Genomic DNA, 19,143 nt, shown 5'->3' on the forward strand with positions numbered 1-19,143 from the left:
GGGGGCGAGCCGGTCACCCCTCGATCGTCCGTTGGCGCCCAGGTAACCGTCGGCACGTAACGAACCTCAGGGATGGGGCACGATCATGGCACTGCGTATCAGCGTCGACCTCGATGGGCTACGGTGGGCCGATCTGTTCCGCTTCGTCGATCTCGCCCGCAGCGGCGGCATCAGCGCGGAGGACCAGGTTGACGTCATCACCTACGGCAGTGACCCGATGTCGGTCAGCCTGTCGGCCCGCATCTACCCGGCATCCGAGGGGTTCCTCTCCACGGAGCAGCCGGACACCTCCGGCGACAGCATGCGCGGCGCCCCGCTCTCGATCAGCCCCGGGGCCGGCAGTCCCAACGGCTCGGGGTTCGCCTACGACGGTCCCACCGACCGCGCGGCCTCGGCCAACGGTGCCCACTACCCGGCGTTCGACAACGCCGCGGACCGTGCGGTCCCGCAGAGCAGCAACGGCCTGCCGTCCTCCTACGGACCCGGGTACGACGGACCCGCCGAGCGGGGCGCTCAGGCGGCGGGGGGTGGGCACTATCCCGCGTTCGACGGCCAGCCCGACCGCATGCCGCCGGGTGCCGGCGGGCAGTTCGCGGGTTTCGAGCCGTTCGACCGGTCCGCGCCGGGCAAGGAGCCCGGAGGTGCCCCCGGGCAGGTCGAAAGTCCCTACATCGAGGAGTTCGCCAGGCTTCAGGAGGGTCTGATGCGGCAGGTCCGCCGCACGGACGAGGTCCGGCCGGACCGGTCCTGATCTGCGATCAGCGCCTCCCCGCGGCCACGCCGTCCGGACTCCGGCTCGGCATGACCATGCGGCCCGTCCCGGCGAACCCACTTCCCGCCCTCACCGCACGTAAGGGAGAGGGAACCATCAGCGGCGTCTGGCACCGCGAGTCAGAAACGGAACGTGAGTCAGCGGTGACGGTGAACCCGAACGGGCTACACCCTTCGTGCCCGCTGGCCCGCTATGGTGCATGCTGCCGGTGATGGAGGATCCGCGCCTTGCTGACGTCGAGCAGTATCACGGGCGACTGCGCTCGGAGCTCGACGTCATCGCCCGTGGGCCGGTCCTGGTCGGCCCGAAGATCGTCGAGCATATTCACTCGCTGATCACCCTCATCGACCTTCATCAGCCGAATGAGTTCGACCTCTGCCTGAGCTGCGACCGTCTCTGGCCCTGCGCGTCGATCATCGCGATCACCGGCATGTCGCCGGGCGCCGCRCCGGACAGCCGGGCGGTTGACGAGGCCAGGATGTTCCCTCCGGCTCGCCCCGCGGCCAGACCGCCCGCACCGCAGTCACCCCCGCCACCACAGTCACCCCCGCCACCACAGTCACCCCCGCCACCACAGTCACCCCCGCCACCACAGTCACCGGTCAGGCCGCCTGTCCCGGTTCCTGGACAGTTCCCCGAGCCGATGCCCGGGGCGGCTGCCCACCTGCCCATGGGGTCCCCGGCAGACTCCGACCACCCGCCGTCCGGCGGATACTCCGACCGTTCGGGCTACCCGCCCCCGGCTGCCCATCCCGCCCAGCGGGGTGCTCCGCGGCCAACCGGTGCCCGGCCACGACTGCCCGGCGGGCGGCAACATGCTCCCAACGGATACTCCTCGGACCGGTATCCGACGGGCGGGTACCCCACGGACCGGGACCGGTCCGCCGCGGACGGCTACCCGCCGGCCGTAAACCCGTCGGTGGCCCGGGACGATGTCGTCGTGCCGTCATCCCGGCCCGCTCCCTCGATCTCCGGTCCGGTCGAGATGGCCACGGCCAGGGTCGAGACGCCGCGCTCGATGACCGGCACCGGAACCGGGCCAGGCGGCCCGTCGGACCCCGGTCCCGCGCTGCCGGGGCCCGGACGCCACCAGGGCCGGCCATCACCCCAGCCGGGGCCGACGCCGCCGGAATCCACCCGGTCGGGATCCATGCAGCCGGGATCCACACACCGCGGACAGCCCGACCGCGGACGGCCGGGCCCGGCCGAGTCCCCGGGACGCCCCGCGGGGAACGGGGCGAGAGCCTGGGCAGACCGTCCCCGAGCACCGCAGCGGCGCGCGGAACCGGGTGGGCAGCCGACGAGGGACCAGCCCGGCCCACGGCCCATCGGCCGTCCCGACCACCCCGGGCCGGCCTTCGATCGGAACCCGACCCCGCCCGACGGGCGCGCCCCGGACGGAACCGGTGGTGTACCGCATGGCTACGGTAGCCGGTACGCGCAACCTGGGATCGACCCGCCGAACTCGTCACACCCCGGTCGGGCTGCCATGCCGCGAACAGCCGCGCGAGCGGATGCGGATGCGGACATGGTGCCGTCCCCCCGCAGCGATCTGTCGGCGGCGGCGGCCCGCATCGACCAGACCGCGGTCGACGAGGTCACGCGGGCCTGGATGGCTCGCCGCGAGTCGGTGCTGGACGGCATCGACGTCATCTGACGCCATCCCCGACGTGGTCACCCGCCCGGCCGTCCCAGCGGGGCAGGCCGACCCGCCCCGCTGGGACGGCCTGCCACCCCGGCCCGGCACCCCGGCGGGGGAAGCGCCGATGCCGTCCTCGGCGCGTCGCGTCGCCCGGACGTCCCGGTCGCGGTATCCAGATGCGTCGCGTGGCCGTTGCCCGGCTCGACGACCACAGAGGGTCAGGTTTGGGGGGGCGGTCATGGTGGCAGTAACGCGACGCGGCAGACCCCCGCACCGGAACGACGACCGTGACTGACAACCCCCCGGAAGGTGAGGCGTGGCCGAAGCTCTCAGCGCACGCTTCGACCTGCCCGCCGATCCCCGCGCCGCCAGCCGAGCCCGCCGGCTGGTCACCGAGCTGCTCGCCGCTTGGGGCCGCCCGGAGACCGTCGAGGTCGCGCAGCTACTCGTCAGTGAGGTCGTGACGAACGCGGTGCGCTTCGTCGGCGCCCGCGCCGCCCTGTGCCTCACACTGTCCCTGCGCGACGACCGGATCCGCATCGCGGTCGACGACGGAAGCTCGCTGTGGCCGGTGCTGAAGCCCGCCCACGACGACGACGAGTCGGGCCGGGGCCTGCATCTGGTCGCCGCGCTGGCAATGCARTGGGGTGTCGTCGAGGTACCGGACACCCGGGGGTCAGGCAAGCAGGTCTGGTTCGACCTGCCACGCCAACAGGATCCGATCGAGGCGGTCTGCGGCTCCTGACCAGGGCCGCCGACCGATTCCTCCCGAAGCGTCGTCGCGCGACTTCCGGTGGCCAGGTTGGCAATGAGACTGCTTCAGCTGCTGTTCAGCCAAGCCGCATACCGTCAAGCCGCGTACCGTGACGTACGTCTCCTCTGCATCACGACCGTGATCGCGCCTGTCGATCCTACGGGGGTAGTCATCGAGACTCCGGTCCTGCTCGGCGCTGTCAGCGCCGAGAGCGCCGCCGCGCCCGCGCCCCCRCTTCCACCGCCGGTGGTGCTGACCCGGCAGCTACTACGACGCCCCGGTGCCCACCCGGACGACAACTCCGACGACGTGGCTGCAACGACACCGAGCTCTACAACGAAACCGAGCTCTACAACGACACCGAGGGGCGAGCTCGTCGCATCCCCGGCCGGTGACGTCCACGTCTTCGCCGAACCGCTCGCGCTCCGTCTCGGACCGGTTCGATCGTCCCGGTCCCGGCGGCGCAACGTCCTGCTCGCCGGCGTGCTCGCCGTGCCCCTCACCATCCTGGCCGTGCGCTTCCGCGGCGACATGGCCTCACGGCTGGCCGGCGTTCCCACGCCCCGCTRGCACTGGCTCGTCATCTGCGCGCTCTCCTCGGTCCTGTTCTACTTCGCCAACGGCCTGTCCACGCGGGCGGCCAGCGGCCWGCGGATCGAGCTACGCACCGTGACCGGCCTGCAGGTCGCGGCAGCGGCGGCGAACCGGATCGTGCCCGCGGGTCTCGGGGCCATCGCGATCCATCTGCGTTTCCTGGAACGGCGCGGGATGACGCGTCCCGCGGCCCTGGCGGCCATCACGTCGATCAAGGTGGCCGGCGGGGTGGCGCACCTCGGGGGCATCGTCCTGGTCGCCGGCACCCTCAGCGACTCGGGCATCGGGGCTGCCGTGGCCAACCCGCTGCGGTCCACTGTCCAGGGGCTCGGGCCGGGGCCGTTCGTGCTCGGCTGTGGGGCGGTCTGCGCGCTCGTGACGGGCACCGTGGCCCATCCACGGATCCGGTCGAAGGCCCGGCCGGCGGTGCGGGCCTTCGACACCCATCTGAAGATCCTCGCCCGTTCCCCGTGCCGGGCTCTGCTGCTGCTGCTGTCCCAAACAGGGACACGCTTCTTCCAGATCCTCGCGCTCGCCTGCACGGTCTGGGCATTCGGCACCAGCATGACGTTGCTGTCCRTTGCCGCGGTCTACCTCATCGGCTCGATGGTAGCCGGCGCGGCGCCGACAGCCGGCGGCATCGGCGCGATCGAACCGGCACTGGCCTTCGGGCTCGCGGCCGCGGGCGGTACGGCGGCGTCCATGTTCACCGCGGTCCTCGTCTACCGCCTGATCAGCTTCTGGCTGCCGGTGCTGCCGGGGATCCTCATGCTGGCCTGGCTGCGCCGCACCGGCGACCTGTAGGCGGGGGCAGGGAGTCGGCGCGACCGGCCCGGGAGCGGCCCAGGCGGGCGGGCGGGCCGCTCACCCGCGCCGGGACGACCGGCGACGACGGCGATGACGGATCCCACCCACCAGGAGCAGCACACCTCCACCCACGAGAACGACCCGCTCCCAGCGCACCACCCGGACCACGGTGGCGCCGCCAGAGGGGCCGGGCACCGCCCTGCCGTCCAGCGCACCCCCGGTCAGCGTGCCCGCATCCCCCCGCCGGTCCACGCCATCGGCTCCGACGCCGGCTTCCAGTTCGGGAAGCGCCGGCCCCGGGCCGATCCCGAGGGCCGGACCGTACCTGTGGCGCAGTTCGGCGGTCTTCACCCGCAGCTGCATCTGGGCCCGCTCGGCGACGCGGCGCGGGCTGACGATCTCCGTGATGGAATCGATCGTCTCCGCCAGTTCGGCGCGGGTCTCTTCGATCTGTTGCTGGATCACGGCCGGGTCCTGCGGCACCKATGTCGCCCTCTCGTCCGTTGCGAATGGCGGACGCGCTCCCGCGGCTGGCGTCGATCGGCGTCGATGGACGCCACKGACATCTCCGTCGGGTGCGACCGGCCTGCAACGATCGTGCCAGACACATCACCGCCCGGCGAGACCAAACCGCCAGTGGCGCGACACGTCACGCGGGCGCCCTGACGCGCGGCGTCTCGCCCCGTCCGGTCCCGGTCTCCGTACCGCGCAGCTGGCGCCGCAGACACCGCGCAGCTGGCGCCACAGGCGGAAGCAACCGCACACCGGAATCCGTCCGGCGGGACATTACGCTGAACGCTGTGCGCGACGGCCAGCGGTGCTCTGGCCCGGGTGGGAGTCGCCCCGGGCGACTCCCACCGTCAGCACCTGCCGCAGTCAGGCGGACACGTTTTCCGTGGCCCCGATCCGTCCTGCCCGGCCCTGCCCTGGAGCGTCATGTCCCCAGTCCACCATCCTCGTCACGACACGGGTTCCCGTCACGACGCCGGTTCCCCGCCTGGACAGTTCCCCCCGTCGCGCTCCCGGCGGCGCCGTCCGGCGCTGGCCGGAACCATTGCCACGGTCCTGGTCGCTTCCTCGATGGCGCTGCTCACCGCCTGCGCCGGCTCGGGAACCGACACCGGAGTGAAGATCGTCGATGTGGGCAACGGCGGCGACGGCAGCCTGCACGGCACCGTCCCGGCCAGGCGGCTGGCCAAGCCGGCCCTCAACCTCACCGACGCCGACGGCCGTCCCTTCGACCTGCGCACACGCACGCAGGGGAAGATCACTATGCTGTTCTTCGGCTACACCCACTGTCCGGACGTCTGCCCGACCACGATGGCGGACCTCGCGTCGGCACTCGGCGAGGTGAAACCGGACGTGCGTGACCAGGTGACGGTCGTCTTCGTGACGACCGACCCTGATCGGGATAYGGGGGCGGTCCTMAGCCGTTGGCTTAAACAGTTCAACGCAACCTTCATCGGCGTCCGCGGCCCGTTCGACCGGATYCGTACCGAGGCCGAGGCCTTGGGCGTTCCCCTGGAGAAACCGGAGGTCCAGGCCGACGGCTCCGTTCTGGTCACCCATGGCGCCCAGGTCATCGTCTTCTCTCGGGATGACAGGATCCGCGCGCTGTACCTGGCGGGGACCAGCGTCCAGGAATACATCGACGACCTGCCCAAACTGACCGCCGAGCGGTCCGGATCAGAAGAAGCACGGTCTTGAATCCGATCACCTACAGCCTTGTCACCCCCATGCAGCCGGCCAGTCGCGCCGTCTCCACAGTGTTGCGCCTCGGCCTCGGCGTGGTCTGGCTGGTCGCCGGGCTGTTGAAGGTCAACGACCCGGACGGGATGGTGCGCTCCGTGCGGGCGTTCCGCATCCTGCCCGATGCCCTCGTGCAGCCGATCGCGTACGGCGTCCCGTTCCTGGAGATCGCCTTGGGGATGCTGCTCGTCGTGGGGCTCGCCGTGCGGCTGTCCGCCGTCGTGTCCGCGGTGATGTTCGCCGTCTACATCGCAGCGATCGCGTCGGCCGCCACCCGGGGGCTGCGGATCGACTGCGGCTGCTTCTCCTCTGGGGGTGATCTCACTGCCGACGCCCCGACGCACTACACCTCCGAGCTGATCCGCGACAGCCTGCTGCTCGCCGCCGCCGGGCTGCTGGCCTGGCGGCCGAGCGGCTACCTGGCGGTGGACCGTCTCCTCGACCAACCAGTGAACGATCTTTCCGGGAGTACCGCTGATGGCTGCGAAGTCGAAGAAGGCACCGTTGACAACCGGCGGTAGGGCCCCTGGCGGCGGCGCAAGGCCCGACGCGACCCCCCCGGCAAGTGGAGGCAAGACGGTCAGCGGACAGGAGCGACGGGCCAAGGCCGCGGCGGCGCGGGCCGCGGCGGCAGCGCGGGAACGGCGACGGCGGCGCGGCATCATCACCGGCGTGGTGCTGGCCGTTCTCGTCCTGGTCGGCGTGATTGGCTTCGCCGTCCAGAACTCCCGCGAGGAGTCGAAGCCGGTGGTCCTGCCAGCGAGCGCCACCGGCACCGATCACGGCATCGTCGTCGGCAAGGCGTCCGCGCCGGTCACCGTCGACCTGTACGAGGATTTCCAGTGCCCCATCTGCGGGACGCTGGAGAAGACAACCGGGCCGACCATCGGCAAGCTCCTTGACGACGGCAAAATCAAGATCGATTACCACATGATGTCGTTCATCGGGCCGGAGTCGAAGCGGGCAGCGAACGCGGCGGCGGCAGCCGCCAACGAGGGCAGGTTCCGGCAGTTGCACGATGTGCTGTACGCGAACCAGCCCGAGGAGCGCACCGGCGGCTTCACCAACGACACGCTCATCACGCTCGGAGCGAAAGCGGGGCTGACCTCGCAGGCGTACCGGAAAGCGGTCAACGAGGGGACCTACGACGGGTACGTCGCCAAGGTTGACGAGGACGCATCGAAGGCCGGCGTCACCGGCACGCCGACCGTCTTCGTCAACGGCAAGCGGCTGTCCGGGGAGCAGCTCACCCCGGAGGGCTTCCGCGCGGCGGTCGACGCGGCAGCCTGACCGGGCTCCTGAGCAGGGCAGCCTGAGCAGATGGGGGACCTGGGCACGGTCCACGGTGCACAGACCGTGCCCAGGTCCCCCGAACCTCGCCACGTTGGGGATCTGTCCGCCGGGGGTTTGCCGTCCCGCGCGGGCCACGGCTACTTTTCGGGCCATGACTGAGACCGCCAACGCCGCCCGTCTGGTCCCCKGCGACATCGCACCCGACTTCACCCTGCCCGACTCCGAGGGGAACGAGGTGTCCCTGGCGTCCTACCGGGGACGGCGGGTCGTCGTCTACTTCTATCCGGCCGCGTCGACCCCGGGGTGCACGAAGCAGGCCTGCGACTTCCGGGACAGCCTCGCCCAGCTCGACAACGCCGGCATCGACGTGCTCGGGATCTCTCCCGACAAGCCCGCCAAGCTGGTGAAGTTCCGCGACACGGAAGCCCTGACGTTCCCGCTGCTTTCCGACCCGGAGCGGAAGGTGCTCGCCGCGTACGGCGCCTTCGGCGAGAAGACAATGTACGGGAAGAAGACCATCGGCGTGATCCGCTCGACGTTCGTGATCGGCACGGACGGCACGATCGAGGTGGCGCAGTACAACGTCCGCGCGACCGGTCATGTCGCCAAGCTGCTGCGCGACCTGGGCCTCGCAGCCGCCTGACCGGGACCGTCCCTGAGGCGCCTGGCCGACCCATCCCGCAGGCTTCGTCGGCCGCTTCGTTGACGGCTTCGTCAGCTCGCCGGCCGCAGATCCCAGCCCAGCAGCACGTTCTCCGGACGGTGCGGATCGACCAGCACGGGGATACGACGCGGGCGGCCCGACGAAGCCGTCGCCGCCTCGCTCAGGTCGACGTCCGGGTCGGGAAGGACCGTGCTGCGCACCACCGGATACACGTTGCCCCACGCGCCGGGGCGTTCGATGAGCAGATGAACCTCGGCGACCGGCCTGCCGTTCACCCGCAGGCCCGTGTCACGGACCGCGCAGACGGCCGCGGTCGTCGCCCGACCGGTGTCGATGAGCTTCAACGCCCGGTTCCGTTCGAGGAGGGCACGCTGGGCGGCGTGGCGGGGGCCGGGGCCGACCAGCCGTTGGGCCTCGTTCCCGGTCTCGTTCCCGGCCCTGACGTTGGCCTCGGCCCTGATCTTGGCCCTGATCTTGGCCGGCGGGCTCTCGACCTGTGCCGGTGCCTCGCCGGTGGGCGGAACATCGGCGGGGGCGGAGCGCGGGACCTCGGTGAGGGTCATATGAATCGTCTCCCAGTCGTCCTGGCCAAACCGGCGCGAAACAACCCTGCCGCCGGTCGGATAGCCGTGCGAGTCAGGCTGACGACAACRGCCCYCTCACGGTTGTCGTCCCGACGACCGCGGGACGAGCCTCGGCGACCGGCGGCGTGAGCCCTCTGGACTGTCGATATCTGTCCGCCCTGGCGTCCACCAAACCCGGCCGATACCGGTAAACCTCGTGAATGGCTCACTACGAAGGTTCGTGGCCGGACTGGGGCAGCCTCCATGGCTACCCGCGGCTGCCCACGGTCGTCCACGGCTGCCCACTGTTGTCCGCGGTTGTCCACTGTTGTCCGCGGTTGTCCGCGGTCCTGGTGAGGATGCGGGGCATAACCCGGCGGGAGGCGGAGCGCCCCCCAGGTGAGGCGATCGCTACTCTGGAGGTGACGCGGGAGTGGCGGAATGGCAGACGCAGCAGACTTAGGATCTGCCGCCTTCGGGCGTGGGGGTTCAAGTCCCCCCTCCCGCACCAGAACCCCCGTACTTGAACACCCGCCCGAAAGAGCAGTGATCAAGAGGTCACGGTCAGAAAGATCATCGAGAGCGGCGTCATCCCCCTGGGGAGCGCCGCTTTGTCGTGCCGGGGCAACCTGGCGCTCCCGATCGGCCAGCACGCCGTCCACGGCTTCGGTGAGACTCCAGGCGCGGTGCGCCGAGACCGTGGCCGCGAACGGCTCCTTGAGGTCATCGGAGGTCACCACCGGCTCGMCTTGTACATCGACGTGCAGCTTGGTGAAGATCGCCATGTTGAGGACCTTGCGGGCACGGACACCCGCGCGCCGGTACAGTGTCTGCGGATCTTCGAGCAGCCGGAGCACGGTGGCCAGCACCTCGTGCCCGGTGTCCAGCGGCCGGTCGCTCTCGGCCAGCCGATCTTCCAGCCGGGTGCGCTCCTCGCGTACGGCACGGATCTTGGCTGTCAACTTCTCTTTGGGCCAGTCGGGATCGCCCACGAGGTCCAGCAGACCGTCCTCCCGGACGTCCAGCTCCTTGAGCTGCCGTTCGTACCGGGCCCGCAGGCGGCGACTGGCGTCCGAAGTGCTGGCCATCATCTCGTCGAGGTGGGCCTGGACCGTCGCGCGGAAGTCGGGCGTCAGCCGGACGTTGACGTAGAAGTCCTCGATGGCCCGTTCGACCCTGCTGACGGCCATGTATGGCAAGTCGCACTGGTGATCGAGCCGGCCCTGGCAGATGTAGTAGAAGTACCGGACGCCGCTCTTGCTCTTGCCAGGCATGATGATCAGCCGCCGTCGGCAACGGTCACACCAGACCAGACCCTTCAAGTAGTGATCATGAGTCCGGTGCCGCGTGCCGGCCCGCCGCTCGGCGTACAGCACCCGCTGTACCCGGTCGAAGAGCTCCTGGGAGATCAGCGGCTCGTRCCGCCCCTCGTACTCCTCGCCGTCGTAGCGGACGTAGCCGAGGTAGTAGCGGTCACGCAGCATCTCGCCAATCTTGTTGATCGAGATCGGGCGACTCGCCCACTGCTTCGTGGGCCGGGTCCTGAAGCCGGCCTCCGTCAGGGCGTCCCGGAGGGTATGGAAGTTGAACTTGCCCGTGGCGTACAGCTCGAAGGCCATGACCACGAACGGCGCGCGCTCCGGATCAAGCGCCACCGTGCGTACCTCGCGGCCCTCGAACTGCTCGCGGACGTTGAGGTAGCCCAAGGGCGCCACGCCGAGCGTGCCGCCCTTCTTGGCCTTCTGGCCCATCTTGTACTTGATGTCTTCGCCGCTGACGCGCACCTGGTACTCGTTGAAGACGGCGATCATGCCGTGCATCGCCTGGCCGGCTGGCGTGGTGTCGAGGTTCTTCTCGGTGGCCGAGTGGAGCTGCACGCCGAGCCGTTCGAGCGTCATCATCATGATCGCATCGTCGTAGCGGTTCCGCGCGAACCGCGACAGGGCGTAGACGAAGACGTGCTTGATGTGCCGGTCGGCCTTGATGCGGGCGATCATCTCCTGGAAGGCCGGCCGCTGGTCAATCGTCTTGCCGCTCTTCCCCGGGTCGATGTACTCGTCCACCAGGACGACGCCCAGCTCTCGGGCGCGCTGCTTACAGGCCACCCGCTGAGCCGGCAGCGAGATGCCTTCCGGGTCGTAGTCGGTATTGACCTGCCCGGAAGATGAGACGCGGTAGTAGGCGATGGCCTGCTCGCCGCGGATCGCTGGTGGTCTCTGGTTGATCACTCTTCCTCCTTTCTGCGATTAGGCTGCCACGTCGGGGCAGTCAGCCCCGAAGATCAAGGACGGTCCGTCCAGCCGGAAGTATTCCGAGGCTGRCCGCTCCTCCTCGTCCGTCAGGCCGAGGTACTTCAGACGAATCTGCATAGCCGACATCGACACCTTGAATTGCTCCGCGAGGGCTTCGAGGTCTTGGAGCCCGTTCACCCAGGCTCGTTTGAGCACCGTCCGCGGCATGAGGAAGCAGGCGGCGAAGTGATCGCACACCCGCTCGATCTGCCGCGCCCGATTCTCGGGCTTCCCGTACCCGAACTTGGCGTACATGATCTCGACCGCGGGATCGTCGATGAGGTGCTTCACCTCATGCGCCAGACTAAAACGCCGCCGGCCCACGGGGTCCTCGCGGTTTATGGTAAAAACCGTTCGACCATCGCGTCGCATATGCGTGACACCACCGACTTCCGAGGTCTCCGGTAGCTCAGCGATGGCCGACATCTCGTATCGCGGCTTCACCTGCACCTCGACGTTCGGCAGTTCGCTGATCTTGAAGACATCGACTGGAACTGCGCGGATGGCGAGGAGCTGGAGCAGTAGCGCTGCCTGCCGCTCCGCCAAGATCAGGGCCTCGCCCTGGGTGAYGGCTCGCACCGGAATGATCTCCCGGACTCGTGTCAGAATGTCCTTGTTCAAGGCTTCCCCCTTTCTTGGTACGCCTTACATGTCAATGCTGGGATAGATAGCTACGTCTCGCGCGGGCCAGCCTCATACCTCTCTGCGATCCGGGTGACCGCGTCTTCGGCCTCCTGGATAGCTTCGTCTGGTAGGCCCGGGTAGGTCGCACGGAGATAGGCATGCAGTGGCGGGATAGCCCGAGGTACGGTCAGGCCGAGGTAGACAAGCAGTTCAGCCTGGTCGAGCTCCAAGGCGTGGGCAATGCGCTGCAACAGCTCAGCCGTTGGAGACGTCGTGTCGCCGTTTTCAATGCGGGAGATGTTGGAGGGGTGAACACCGACACGCCTGGCGAGCTGTACACCAGAAAGCTGTCGGTCAAGACGTGCACGCCGGATACGCTGTCCCAGCGGTTCGCGATGCCCAGCTTCACTCACGCCTCGGCCCTCCTTTCACATTGCCAGTATCCCTCTATCGTTGCAAGCTTGCAATACTTATCGTTGTCAATAGTTGACAATCATCAGGCTCATTCCCGCAGTACCCGCCCCACTTGTTTCACCGCTTCGTCAAAGAGCACAGCGGCAAGGAGCTGATCAGCCGGTGGCGGCAGCCGGGCGAGGATGTCCCGTACCACTTGAAGCCGGCGATCGTGCGGGACGGTCACCAGCACCCGCGGCGTGACGCCGTCCGGCCCGAGCTGACCGGCACCGGCGAAGTCGACGTAGCGCCGCAGCTTCCGGTACAACGTCTCGGGTGACTCGGTGGCCCGGTCCACCTCCACAAGCCAGGAGTCCTCGACGTCACCGAACGCCACGCAGGCCGAGGCGTCCGGCTTCACGAGGCCGCCAGCCCCATCCGGCCACCAGGCCCCAGCCTCGGCCGCGAAACGGGTCAGCGTCAGCCGGCCGGCCCGTTCCGCTTCCACGAGCTGGACGTACAGCTCGGAGATCRCCAGTGTGTGCTTCAGGAAGGACTGGCCGGGCGTCCACGGTCGCCGCGCCCGCGTCGGCAGACCTACCGCATCGGCATGGAGCAACGGCAAGGCCCGTTGGCCGGCGACGCCGAGGGCGTAGACGTATCCCGCGCTGCCGGAACGGGCGCCGCCGACCGCGCGGTCCAGCGGGGCGACAAGGTCATGGCCGGCGAGTCGGGCTAGTACTCCGCGCCGGGTGCGGTCACGCGATGTAGCAGTGAGATCATGAAAATGCAGTCGGGTGAGCTGTGCGCCGCTGAGCACCCGCACCTTGCCGACGTCGTACAGGATGGCTCGGTCCCGGTCGCTGAGCTGATCGACCAGCAGCTCGATCATGGCCGGTGAGTGGCGGGCGGCGGTCATAGGTGACCTCCATAGGGGAGGTCATGTGTCACTGGACGAAGAGGATAAGAATGCCGGCAGGACAGCGGAAACAGCCGGGCTGTGGTCGACGGGATCGGGTGGGCGAGCGGTGGGGCGAACGGGTGGGTGGTCATGCTGTGCCCCCTCGCCGACGGCGGCCGATGGTCCCGCCGGTGCCGGTCTCGTCCGGGCGGCCGACACGGGCGCGCAAAGCCGCTTCGACGTCCTCGCGGGCCGTGCCGAAGCGCTGGCGGCTGGCTTCGGCCAAGTCCCGGCCGTCACGCAGTGCATCCGGTAGCGGCAACGTCTTCCCGGTCACCGGCCGATACGTGGTGTTGTTGATGTTGAGCCGGAGCGCCACCTCGTACGCGCTCAGGCCCATGAGGTCGTCCCGGGTCAGGGGCGCGAACCGTTGGGCCATCTTCTGGGCGTCGTCGTAGTCGAGTTGGAAGACGACCGACGAGCGCACCGTCCCCAGTACCGCCGACTTGATGGCGTCCGAGAGCTGGCCGAGCTGCTGGTTCGCCAGCGTCAGCCCGACACCGAGGCCGCGGGCCTGAGCCAGCATGTCGGCGATGTCCAGTGGCAGCCGCAGGACATCCTGGAATTCATCTACGTGGACCATGACCGGCCGCCGCTGCTCGGCGGGCACGGCGGCCCGTGCCAGGGTGCGCTGCYAGAAGAGGGCCACCAACAGCGCGCCGAGCAACTGCGCCGTGTCGGTGCCGATGACGCCCTTGTACAGCGGGGCCAGCACGATGCGGCGTTTGGTGAACAGTTCGGTGAGGTCGAAGCCCTGGCTCTGCCCCAGCATGAGGCGCAACGGCGAAYGGGTCAGGATGGCCCGCAGCTTGTTCATGGCTGGCCCGATGACCTGCAAGCGCTGGACGTCGCTCATCTCCTCGTAGGCGTGCCAGAAGGGTCGGACCCCGGCCGGCACACTCGGCTGGTTGGTCACGGAGCGGCGAAATGTCGGATTCATTAGCAATTCTGGGACCTCGGCCAGGGTGAAGGCTGAGCCDTCCGCGGCCGTGGTGTGCGTCAATGTCAACAGGGAGCTGCGCAAGACGTCCGTGGTCCGCGGGCCGAACGAGCTGCGCCACAGCTCGGCCATGATGTGCACCACGTTGTCTACGGCCAGTTCCTTGTCCTGCTCCGTGCGCAGGCCCCCGAAGAGGTTGAAGCCCACCGGCCGGGCGGTGGCCGATGGGTCGAGCACTACGACGTCGTCCGCCCGTTCCTCCGGCACGCGGGCCAGGAAGTCGTCCACCAGGTCGCCCTTGGGGTCGATCAGCAGGACGGCGAGGCCGGCGGCGGCATCCTGGAGCGCCACGTTGTCGATCAGGGTGGACTTCCCGACGCCGGTCGGCCCCAAGAGGTAGAGGTGGCGCAGCCGGTCCGGCGTCCGCATCGCCAGGGGTACGGCCTCGCTGCCGTAGTTGCTCTGCGCCAGTATCGTGCCGGTGCGGGGCATCCCCGGTGACGGAGCCAGGAGGCGGCTACCGCCCTGCGGCATGCCCGGCAGCGACACCGAACCCAGCAGAAAACCGACCAGGCTCGGTAGTTCGACACTGCTGAGTAGCAGCGGCCAGCGGGTCAACGGCAGCGCCCGCCGTTCCATCCGCCGGGCCACGATGTCGGCCGGCAGCCAGCGGCGCACCATGCTGACGCCCGGGGCGTTCGGCCCGTGCAGCGTCGACCAGGTACGCGCCAGCAAGGTCTTGGCCCGCCGGTGATCGGCCGCCACGACTCCAACCCGGGCTACGGCGTGCAGCAGCGGATCGGCTTCCTTGGTGCGCTGGGCGCGTACAGCTTCGGCATTGGCCGGCACCGTGCCCTCCACGAGGTAGGTACTCCACCAGCCGTCGCCGGCACGGGCCGAGGCGCTGTGCACCGGAGCGCTGTTCCCGGCGCTGGTCAGCGCCCACTGCACCCGTACTTCCTCGCCCGAACGCAGCGGCTGAAGCGACGACAGGTGGCTGGCCGTGATGCTCTCGGCTCGATCGCGCGACAGCGGCCGGCGGCGGGAGGTCATGGTCAGTTCGCCGGCAATCCGGCAACGCAGCTGGCGGTCCAGGAACTCCGGGGCGGCTTCCAGCCTGGCGCTGGGCAAGCCCGCCCGGATCGTGTTCAGCAGACGGGCCTCGGCAGCCTTCGGCAGCAGCACGTAGTGCGTGATCCCCTGCTGGGTGGCCACGATCTCTAGGCCCAGCGGCGGCAGAACCAGCAGCGACCAGCGCGGCGCTTGGGTTGCTGCGGCAACCAGCGCCAGCCACTGAGCTACGTCGTCGGGCTTGAGGTCGAACGGGATGGTCAAGCGGTAGGCCACCAGGGACGTCCGCCAGCGCCGGGCGTCGAGCGCCCGCATCCCGATGATGGTCCCGAGCACCAAGAGGGTGCTGGCCGCCACGACGATGGCCGGGATCACGGGCGGGCCTCCGTCTCGCTTCGGCCGCTGGCCGTCCCGACCATGAACCGGGCCGCCTGGTTCGGCATCCGGGCGCCGGAACCAATAGCAATGCTGGCCCTGGGTGCACGGCGCACCCGGACTGTTTCTTGTCCTGTCATACGTTTCCTTTACTAACTGGTTGGATTTCAGGTGTCGCGGGCGGCAAACCTGCCGAGGGCGGCCTTGATGCTGGCCGGCAGTGTGGCGACGGACCCTATTTCTCCTTATGCTCGCCGCAAAAGCGGGCTGTCAAGCGCGAAATAGGCCGCCCGGTATTTGTACCTCTGGTAGATCCGTAGCGAATTCCGCAACGTCCGCCTACTGGTTCCGGCGCTCGGCCCGGATGGTCCGGACCAGTTGTCCGGCTACGGCATTGGAGATCCGTAGCTCCTCGCGCAGGGCATCGCGGGTAATCGGCCGCCCGGTGGCCTTGCGGTGCGCGGCATCGGCCTGGCGCGCCCGGCGCACAAGGGCGGGAGCCAGGACCGTCTGCGGACGCGGCCGGTCCGGGACCTCGGCCTCGGTCGTCCCGTCATCGTCCCGGATGKCCGGGACGGCGGGAGATGGACCGTCCGGGACGGCCGGCTGGTGTAGCAGCGCCAAGAGGCGCGGCGCGACCTCGCTCCATCCGATGAGCAGGCCGGGGGCTATAGCGTCGAAGGCTGCCCGTCCCCAAGCACCGTCCAGCAGCGGCYTGGTGGTGTTGAGGGCGAAGGTCATGAGGCCGCAGAGCACGAGCAGGAGCCGGGGACCGACCAATCGTCCCGGTGCGCCGTTGGCCCGCAGATACTGCACCGCGGCCAGCAGCGCCATGACCGACAGATCGACGGCCGGGGCCACCAAGGGTGCCGTCCAGCCGGGGACGCCCAACTGGAGGCCGAGCGACCAGCCGCTGCCGAAGCCAAAGGCGAACGCCAGGACGGCGATGACGAAGACCACGCCCGTGATGCCGTGCCGCACCGCCACAGCCGTCCGTCCGGTGAACGGCGTGGCGCTGCCCACAGAATCCGACCCCGTTTTGGGTTCGGTCCTGTCCATGCTTGTAATGACGCTCCTCTGAAGAGTAGAAAGGAATACATCCGCCAGGAGAATCGGTTCGGCGGTTAGATCGCCGGGCCGTCGGCACTCTGGCCGGTCGCTGGCGGGGGCGGGGTGCGTACCTCGTCCCCTTCTTGTTCCTCGATATCCCGGCACGCCAGCAGAAGCGCCTGGATAAATAGTTCTACATCGATGTCCTTCCGGGGCTTCCCACGTACCCGGATCTTGTCGCCTTTTACCATAGACCTCCTTGTAGTTGCACCTCTTGTTGGCGTCGCGCGAACGGCATACGCGCCGCAAACGATCCGGAAGTCCGACCGGCCATGATGGGCGACACCCCCCCACTTCTCCTTATGCGCGCGACAAGATCGCATTGTCAAGGAAGAAATAGATGACGCCCACGACGACCCCTGCTGAAACTGTGGAAAACACGCTGCCGGCGCCTGGCCGTCTATCGGCGCCGCAGCACGAGCCACACCACGGCTCCCACGGCCGCCRCGATGGCGCCCGGGATGACCAGCGGCTGGATTGCCTCGTAGGCGACCCGTAGGGCGATGCAGAGCACGGTGAACGCCACGATGGCTTTCACCACCGGCGAGTCCCAATCCATCTACGTAGAGTCCTTTCTCTCCCGGTTGGAAATGCGGTACCGCCTACAGCGTCACGTCGCTGTCGACTTCGTCGCCCCAGACCGAAAACTCCTTTCACCTGGCGGCAGGCATGGCTATCGCCAGCCTGCCGCCAGGTGGGACAGGGATTAGTGAATGGGGAATCGGCGAGGGAGCCGGCCTACGCCGGCCGATAATCCTCGTGGTTCTCGGCCATCAGCGGCAGGATGTCCACATTGRCCAGTGCCTCGCCCAGCCGGACGGCCGCGGCCTTCCGGCGGGCCTTCTCTTCGCCGTAGCAGCTCATGAAGAGGGTCTGGTACGAGTCGGTCAGGACCGAAATGGTCTCCGACCGCAGCGCCTCCAGCGGCACGCGGACCACCACCTCGTCGTGGAGCCGGCGCGTGCTCACTGCTTGCCCTTCGAGCGCTTGCGGGACGGAGTGCCCATGGTCGACCGGGCATCCCGAACCCACTGGTAGAGCCGGCCCGCCCAGAAGGCCACGAAGATCAGCACAACCAAGATGAGGTCAGTCATCGGGGTGGCTCCGCTCGTCAGAGTCACGCGGCGTCTCCGAGGCTCGTGCCCGTCGGCGCTCAAGCTCCTTCTGCGCCACGCGAATCGTGTTTTCCCTGTCCAGCCGACTGATCCAGAGGCACTGGACGAACACGACGCACACCAGGAGGAGCAGAACTGCGCCGAGGGCGATCAGGGTGATCTGCGTGATCACTGACCCCACCTGCCACCCTGGTTGCGGGCGTGGAAGAAGGCGGCCCGCCGCATGCGCTCCTCCGCACGCCGCGTCTCCTCCCGGATGTCGTTCATGGCCGCCTGCGCGGTGTCCTGGATGTGACGGGCACGAAGCCAGGGCATCCCGGCCTCCCGCGCCGTCTTCCAGGCGTACGCGATGCCGCAGGCGCCCATGACCGCCAGGACCACGAGAATCACGATCAGCGCGGCCACTCAGCTCACCTCCGAGCCGAAGCGGTGCACGATGCGGGCGAGGTTCATGTTGGTCGTGTTCGCGATGAGGTCCAGGGCCTCCTTCGCGTCCGGCGCAGCCGCCTCCAGCTGACCGCGCACCCGCATCAGGTAGGCCGCCTCCGACATCGCCGCCTCGGTGACGCTGGACACCGCACGCAGCACGKCCTGCTCGTGCACGACCGCGCCGTTGAGCCRCACCAGGGCCTTGGCTGTTTCGCGGGGAATCGGTGTACCGCCTCCACCGCGCGGAACGAGACTGCTTCCGCTCATGTCACTCCCTTTCTCGACGCCGGGACCCATTTCCCAGCAGACGAGAGGAAGCTATGGATCAGCCGCATGTCCGGGAAAGATGGTTACTGGACAAGTTGCCGGACAAGGGGTGTCCGGCAACTCGAAGCTCCATAATTTGAAAGATCATTGACCGCAGCAACCCGCCGTGTTTAAATCAGTAAAGAAATGACCGAATTGSCACCACAGCCCGAATTCTTCGCGCCGTTGCCCGAGCGCGAGTCGGGTTCTGAGCGCCAACTATTTGACCTCGATAGCATGACCGATACCGAGGTTACGGTGCTCGCCGAAGCATTGGGCTGGGCAGGATATGAKATGAGCCCGGAAGGCGAAGCGGCCGCTGACAGACTTACCGCCGTTCTGGTGGGCGCTGTGGTTCAACTTGCGGAGCGTGAACCGTCGCGTGGAAAAGAACTTATTTGCCGCTGGGCAAACAGCGGTAACGGTCATCAACGGACGACTGCCGTGGATTGCGCCGTAGGGCTGGCCGAATTTGACTACCCGTTCGCGAGAAAACTCATCGCCTACGTGGGYGGCACGCCGAGCGCTGGGATTTCCGGTGATTCCGCTATGTTCGCGGCAGCAGAGATTAGGGAACGCGGAAACGCGGAACAGGCTGCCGACCTTGAATCGGAAGCCTCGGGGTCCTTCTCTCGGCTACCTGACGGTGCGAGGTTGACTCCCAACGGCATCCAGATCGGTCAGCCGTAG

The 19,143-nt window shown here is 68.5% G+C and carries 24 protein-coding genes, 1 tRNA gene and 1 pseudogene; 10 read left to right on the top strand and 16 right to left on the bottom strand.

Annotation, left to right across the window (positions count from 1 at the left end):
- Nucleotides 1–85: 85 nt before the first annotated feature.
- Nucleotides 86–751, top strand: a complete 666-nt coding sequence (locus CcI156_RS12815; RefSeq protein WP_011435372.1) for a hypothetical protein — start codon at nucleotides 86–88, stop codon at nucleotides 749–751.
- A gap of 915 nt (nucleotides 752–1,666) precedes the next feature.
- Here the strand turns inward: CcI156_RS12815 and CcI156_RS12820 are convergent.
- Entirely contained in the window at nucleotides 1,667–1,924 is a 258-nt protein-coding gene (locus CcI156_RS12820; protein ID WP_023841029.1) for a hypothetical protein, read from the bottom strand.
- A 376-nt stretch (nucleotides 1,925–2,300) separates the two neighbouring features.
- Here CcI156_RS12820 and CcI156_RS27400 point away from each other — a divergent pair, with 376 nt between their 5' ends.
- The 3 genes from CcI156_RS27400 (at nucleotide 2,301) to CcI156_RS12830 (ending at nucleotide 4,566) form a co-directional block, all read left to right on the top strand.
- A complete protein-coding gene (locus CcI156_RS27400) occupies nucleotides 2,301–2,429 on the top strand; it encodes a hypothetical protein (RefSeq protein WP_023841030.1) in 129 nt (42 codons plus the stop codon).
- 301 nt (nucleotides 2,430–2,730) lie between these two features.
- Nucleotides 2,731–3,159, top strand: coding sequence for an ATP-binding protein (locus CcI156_RS12825; RefSeq protein ID WP_011435370.1), 429 nt, complete (start codon nucleotides 2,731–2,733; stop codon nucleotides 3,157–3,159).
- Nucleotides 3,160–3,222: 63 nt separating this feature from the next.
- Nucleotides 3,223–4,566 carry a lysylphosphatidylglycerol synthase transmembrane domain-containing protein gene (locus CcI156_RS12830; protein WP_076805879.1) on the top strand — a complete coding sequence of 448 codons (1,344 nt, stop codon included), beginning with the start codon at nucleotides 3,223–3,225 and terminating at the stop codon, nucleotides 4,564–4,566.
- Between the two features lie 60 nt (nucleotides 4,567–4,626).
- Here CcI156_RS12830 and CcI156_RS12835 read toward each other — a convergent pair whose 3' ends face one another.
- Nucleotides 4,627–5,052, bottom strand: a complete 426-nt coding sequence (locus CcI156_RS12835) for a DUF3618 domain-containing protein (protein ID WP_011435368.1) — start codon at nucleotides 5,050–5,052, stop codon at nucleotides 4,627–4,629.
- Nucleotides 5,053–5,505: 453 nt separating this feature from the next.
- Here CcI156_RS12835 and CcI156_RS12840 point away from each other — a divergent pair, with 453 nt between their 5' ends.
- The 4 genes from CcI156_RS12840 (at nucleotide 5,506) to bcp (ending at nucleotide 8,254) form a co-directional block, all read left to right on the top strand.
- Complete coding sequence (locus tag CcI156_RS12840; protein WP_076805882.1) at nucleotides 5,506–6,276, top strand: SCO family protein; 771 nt, start codon at nucleotides 5,506–5,508, stop codon at nucleotides 6,274–6,276.
- On the top strand, nucleotides 6,273–6,839 hold the full coding sequence (locus CcI156_RS12845) for a MauE/DoxX family redox-associated membrane protein (RefSeq protein ID WP_023841031.1): 567 nt from the start codon (nucleotides 6,273–6,275) through the stop codon (nucleotides 6,837–6,839). Before CcI156_RS12840 ends, CcI156_RS12845 begins: the two co-directional genes overlap by 4 nt.
- On the top strand, nucleotides 6,796–7,608 hold the full coding sequence (locus tag CcI156_RS12850; protein ID WP_011435365.1) for a thioredoxin domain-containing protein: 813 nt from the start codon (nucleotides 6,796–6,798) through the stop codon (nucleotides 7,606–7,608). The genes CcI156_RS12845 and CcI156_RS12850 overlap by 44 nt, the downstream gene beginning before the upstream one ends.
- 154 nt (nucleotides 7,609–7,762) lie before the next feature.
- A complete protein-coding gene (gene bcp, locus CcI156_RS12855; RefSeq protein ID WP_076805884.1) occupies nucleotides 7,763–8,254 on the top strand; it encodes a thioredoxin-dependent thiol peroxidase in 492 nt (163 codons plus the stop codon).
- Nucleotides 8,255–8,325: 71 nt separating this feature from the next.
- Here bcp and CcI156_RS12860 read toward each other — a convergent pair whose 3' ends face one another.
- Nucleotides 8,326–8,838: a hypothetical protein gene (locus CcI156_RS12860; RefSeq protein WP_011435363.1), complete on the bottom strand. Its 513-nt coding sequence runs from the start codon at nucleotides 8,836–8,838 to the stop codon at nucleotides 8,326–8,328.
- Nucleotides 8,839–9,265: 427 nt separating this feature from the next.
- Between CcI156_RS12860 and CcI156_RS12865 the strand changes: the two genes are divergently transcribed.
- A tRNA-Leu gene (locus CcI156_RS12865) sits at nucleotides 9,266–9,349 on the top strand.
- 700 nt (nucleotides 9,350–10,049) lie between these two features.
- On the opposite strand, the pseudogene CcI156_RS27755 reads toward CcI156_RS12865, so the two are convergent.
- The 13 genes and pseudogenes from CcI156_RS27755 to CcI156_RS12925 form a co-directional block, all read right to left on the bottom strand.
- Nucleotides 10,050–11,066: pseudogene (locus CcI156_RS27755) on the bottom strand (recombinase family protein); the annotation flags it as partial.
- Nucleotides 11,067–11,084: 18 nt separating this feature from the next.
- Complete coding sequence (locus CcI156_RS12885; protein WP_076805886.1) at nucleotides 11,085–11,750, bottom strand: ImmA/IrrE family metallo-endopeptidase; 666 nt, start codon at nucleotides 11,748–11,750, stop codon at nucleotides 11,085–11,087.
- A gap of 50 nt (nucleotides 11,751–11,800) precedes the next feature.
- Nucleotides 11,801–12,166, bottom strand: a complete 366-nt coding sequence (locus CcI156_RS12890; RefSeq protein WP_011435360.1) for a helix-turn-helix domain-containing protein — start codon at nucleotides 12,164–12,166, stop codon at nucleotides 11,801–11,803.
- A gap of 89 nt (nucleotides 12,167–12,255) precedes the next feature.
- Entirely contained in the window at nucleotides 12,256–13,065 is an 810-nt protein-coding gene (locus CcI156_RS12895) for a replication-relaxation family protein (RefSeq protein WP_083718494.1), read from the bottom strand.
- A gap of 130 nt (nucleotides 13,066–13,195) precedes the next feature.
- Nucleotides 13,196–15,493 (bottom strand): type IV secretory system conjugative DNA transfer family protein, encoded by a 2,298-nt coding sequence (locus CcI156_RS12900; protein WP_076805888.1) that lies wholly within the window; start codon nucleotides 15,491–15,493, stop codon nucleotides 13,196–13,198.
- Between the two features lie 339 nt (nucleotides 15,494–15,832).
- On the bottom strand, nucleotides 15,833–16,480 hold the full coding sequence (locus tag CcI156_RS12905) for a hypothetical protein (RefSeq protein ID WP_076805914.1): 648 nt from the start codon (nucleotides 16,478–16,480) through the stop codon (nucleotides 15,833–15,835).
- A 137-nt stretch (nucleotides 16,481–16,617) separates the two neighbouring features.
- Complete coding sequence (locus tag CcI156_RS25650; protein ID WP_023841035.1) at nucleotides 16,618–16,794, bottom strand: hypothetical protein; 177 nt, start codon at nucleotides 16,792–16,794, stop codon at nucleotides 16,618–16,620.
- A gap of 209 nt (nucleotides 16,795–17,003) precedes the next feature.
- On the bottom strand, nucleotides 17,004–17,162 hold the full coding sequence (locus CcI156_RS25655; RefSeq protein ID WP_175637581.1) for a hypothetical protein: 159 nt from the start codon (nucleotides 17,160–17,162) through the stop codon (nucleotides 17,004–17,006).
- Nucleotides 17,163–17,341: 179 nt separating this feature from the next.
- Entirely contained in the window at nucleotides 17,342–17,572 is a 231-nt protein-coding gene (locus CcI156_RS12910; RefSeq protein WP_076805890.1) for a hypothetical protein, read from the bottom strand.
- Entirely contained in the window at nucleotides 17,569–17,697 is a 129-nt protein-coding gene (locus CcI156_RS27405; protein WP_023841037.1) for a hypothetical protein, read from the bottom strand. Before CcI156_RS27405 ends, CcI156_RS12910 begins: the two co-directional genes overlap by 4 nt.
- Complete coding sequence (locus tag CcI156_RS12915; protein WP_023841038.1) at nucleotides 17,690–17,890, bottom strand: hypothetical protein; 201 nt, start codon at nucleotides 17,888–17,890, stop codon at nucleotides 17,690–17,692. The genes CcI156_RS27405 and CcI156_RS12915 overlap by 8 nt, the downstream gene beginning before the upstream one ends.
- Nucleotides 17,887–18,123, bottom strand: a complete 237-nt coding sequence (locus CcI156_RS12920; RefSeq protein ID WP_011435355.1) for a hypothetical protein — start codon at nucleotides 18,121–18,123, stop codon at nucleotides 17,887–17,889. The genes CcI156_RS12915 and CcI156_RS12920 overlap by 4 nt, the downstream gene beginning before the upstream one ends.
- Nucleotides 18,124–18,414 (bottom strand): hypothetical protein, encoded by a 291-nt coding sequence (locus CcI156_RS12925; RefSeq protein ID WP_139341492.1) that lies wholly within the window; start codon nucleotides 18,412–18,414, stop codon nucleotides 18,124–18,126. It lies immediately after the preceding gene.
- Between the two features lie 186 nt (nucleotides 18,415–18,600).
- On the opposite strand from CcI156_RS12925, the gene CcI156_RS24840 reads away from it, so the two are divergent.
- The gene (locus CcI156_RS24840) at nucleotides 18,601–19,143 is read left to right on the top strand and encodes a hypothetical protein (protein WP_139341493.1); all 543 of its coding nucleotides are present in this window, start codon (nucleotides 18,601–18,603) and stop codon (nucleotides 19,141–19,143) included.

Origin of the sequence: Frankia sp. CcI156 (assembly GCF_001983015.1) — a bacterium.
Taxonomy (GTDB): domain Bacteria; phylum Actinomycetota; class Actinomycetes; order Frankiales; family Frankiaceae; genus Frankia; species Frankia casuarinae.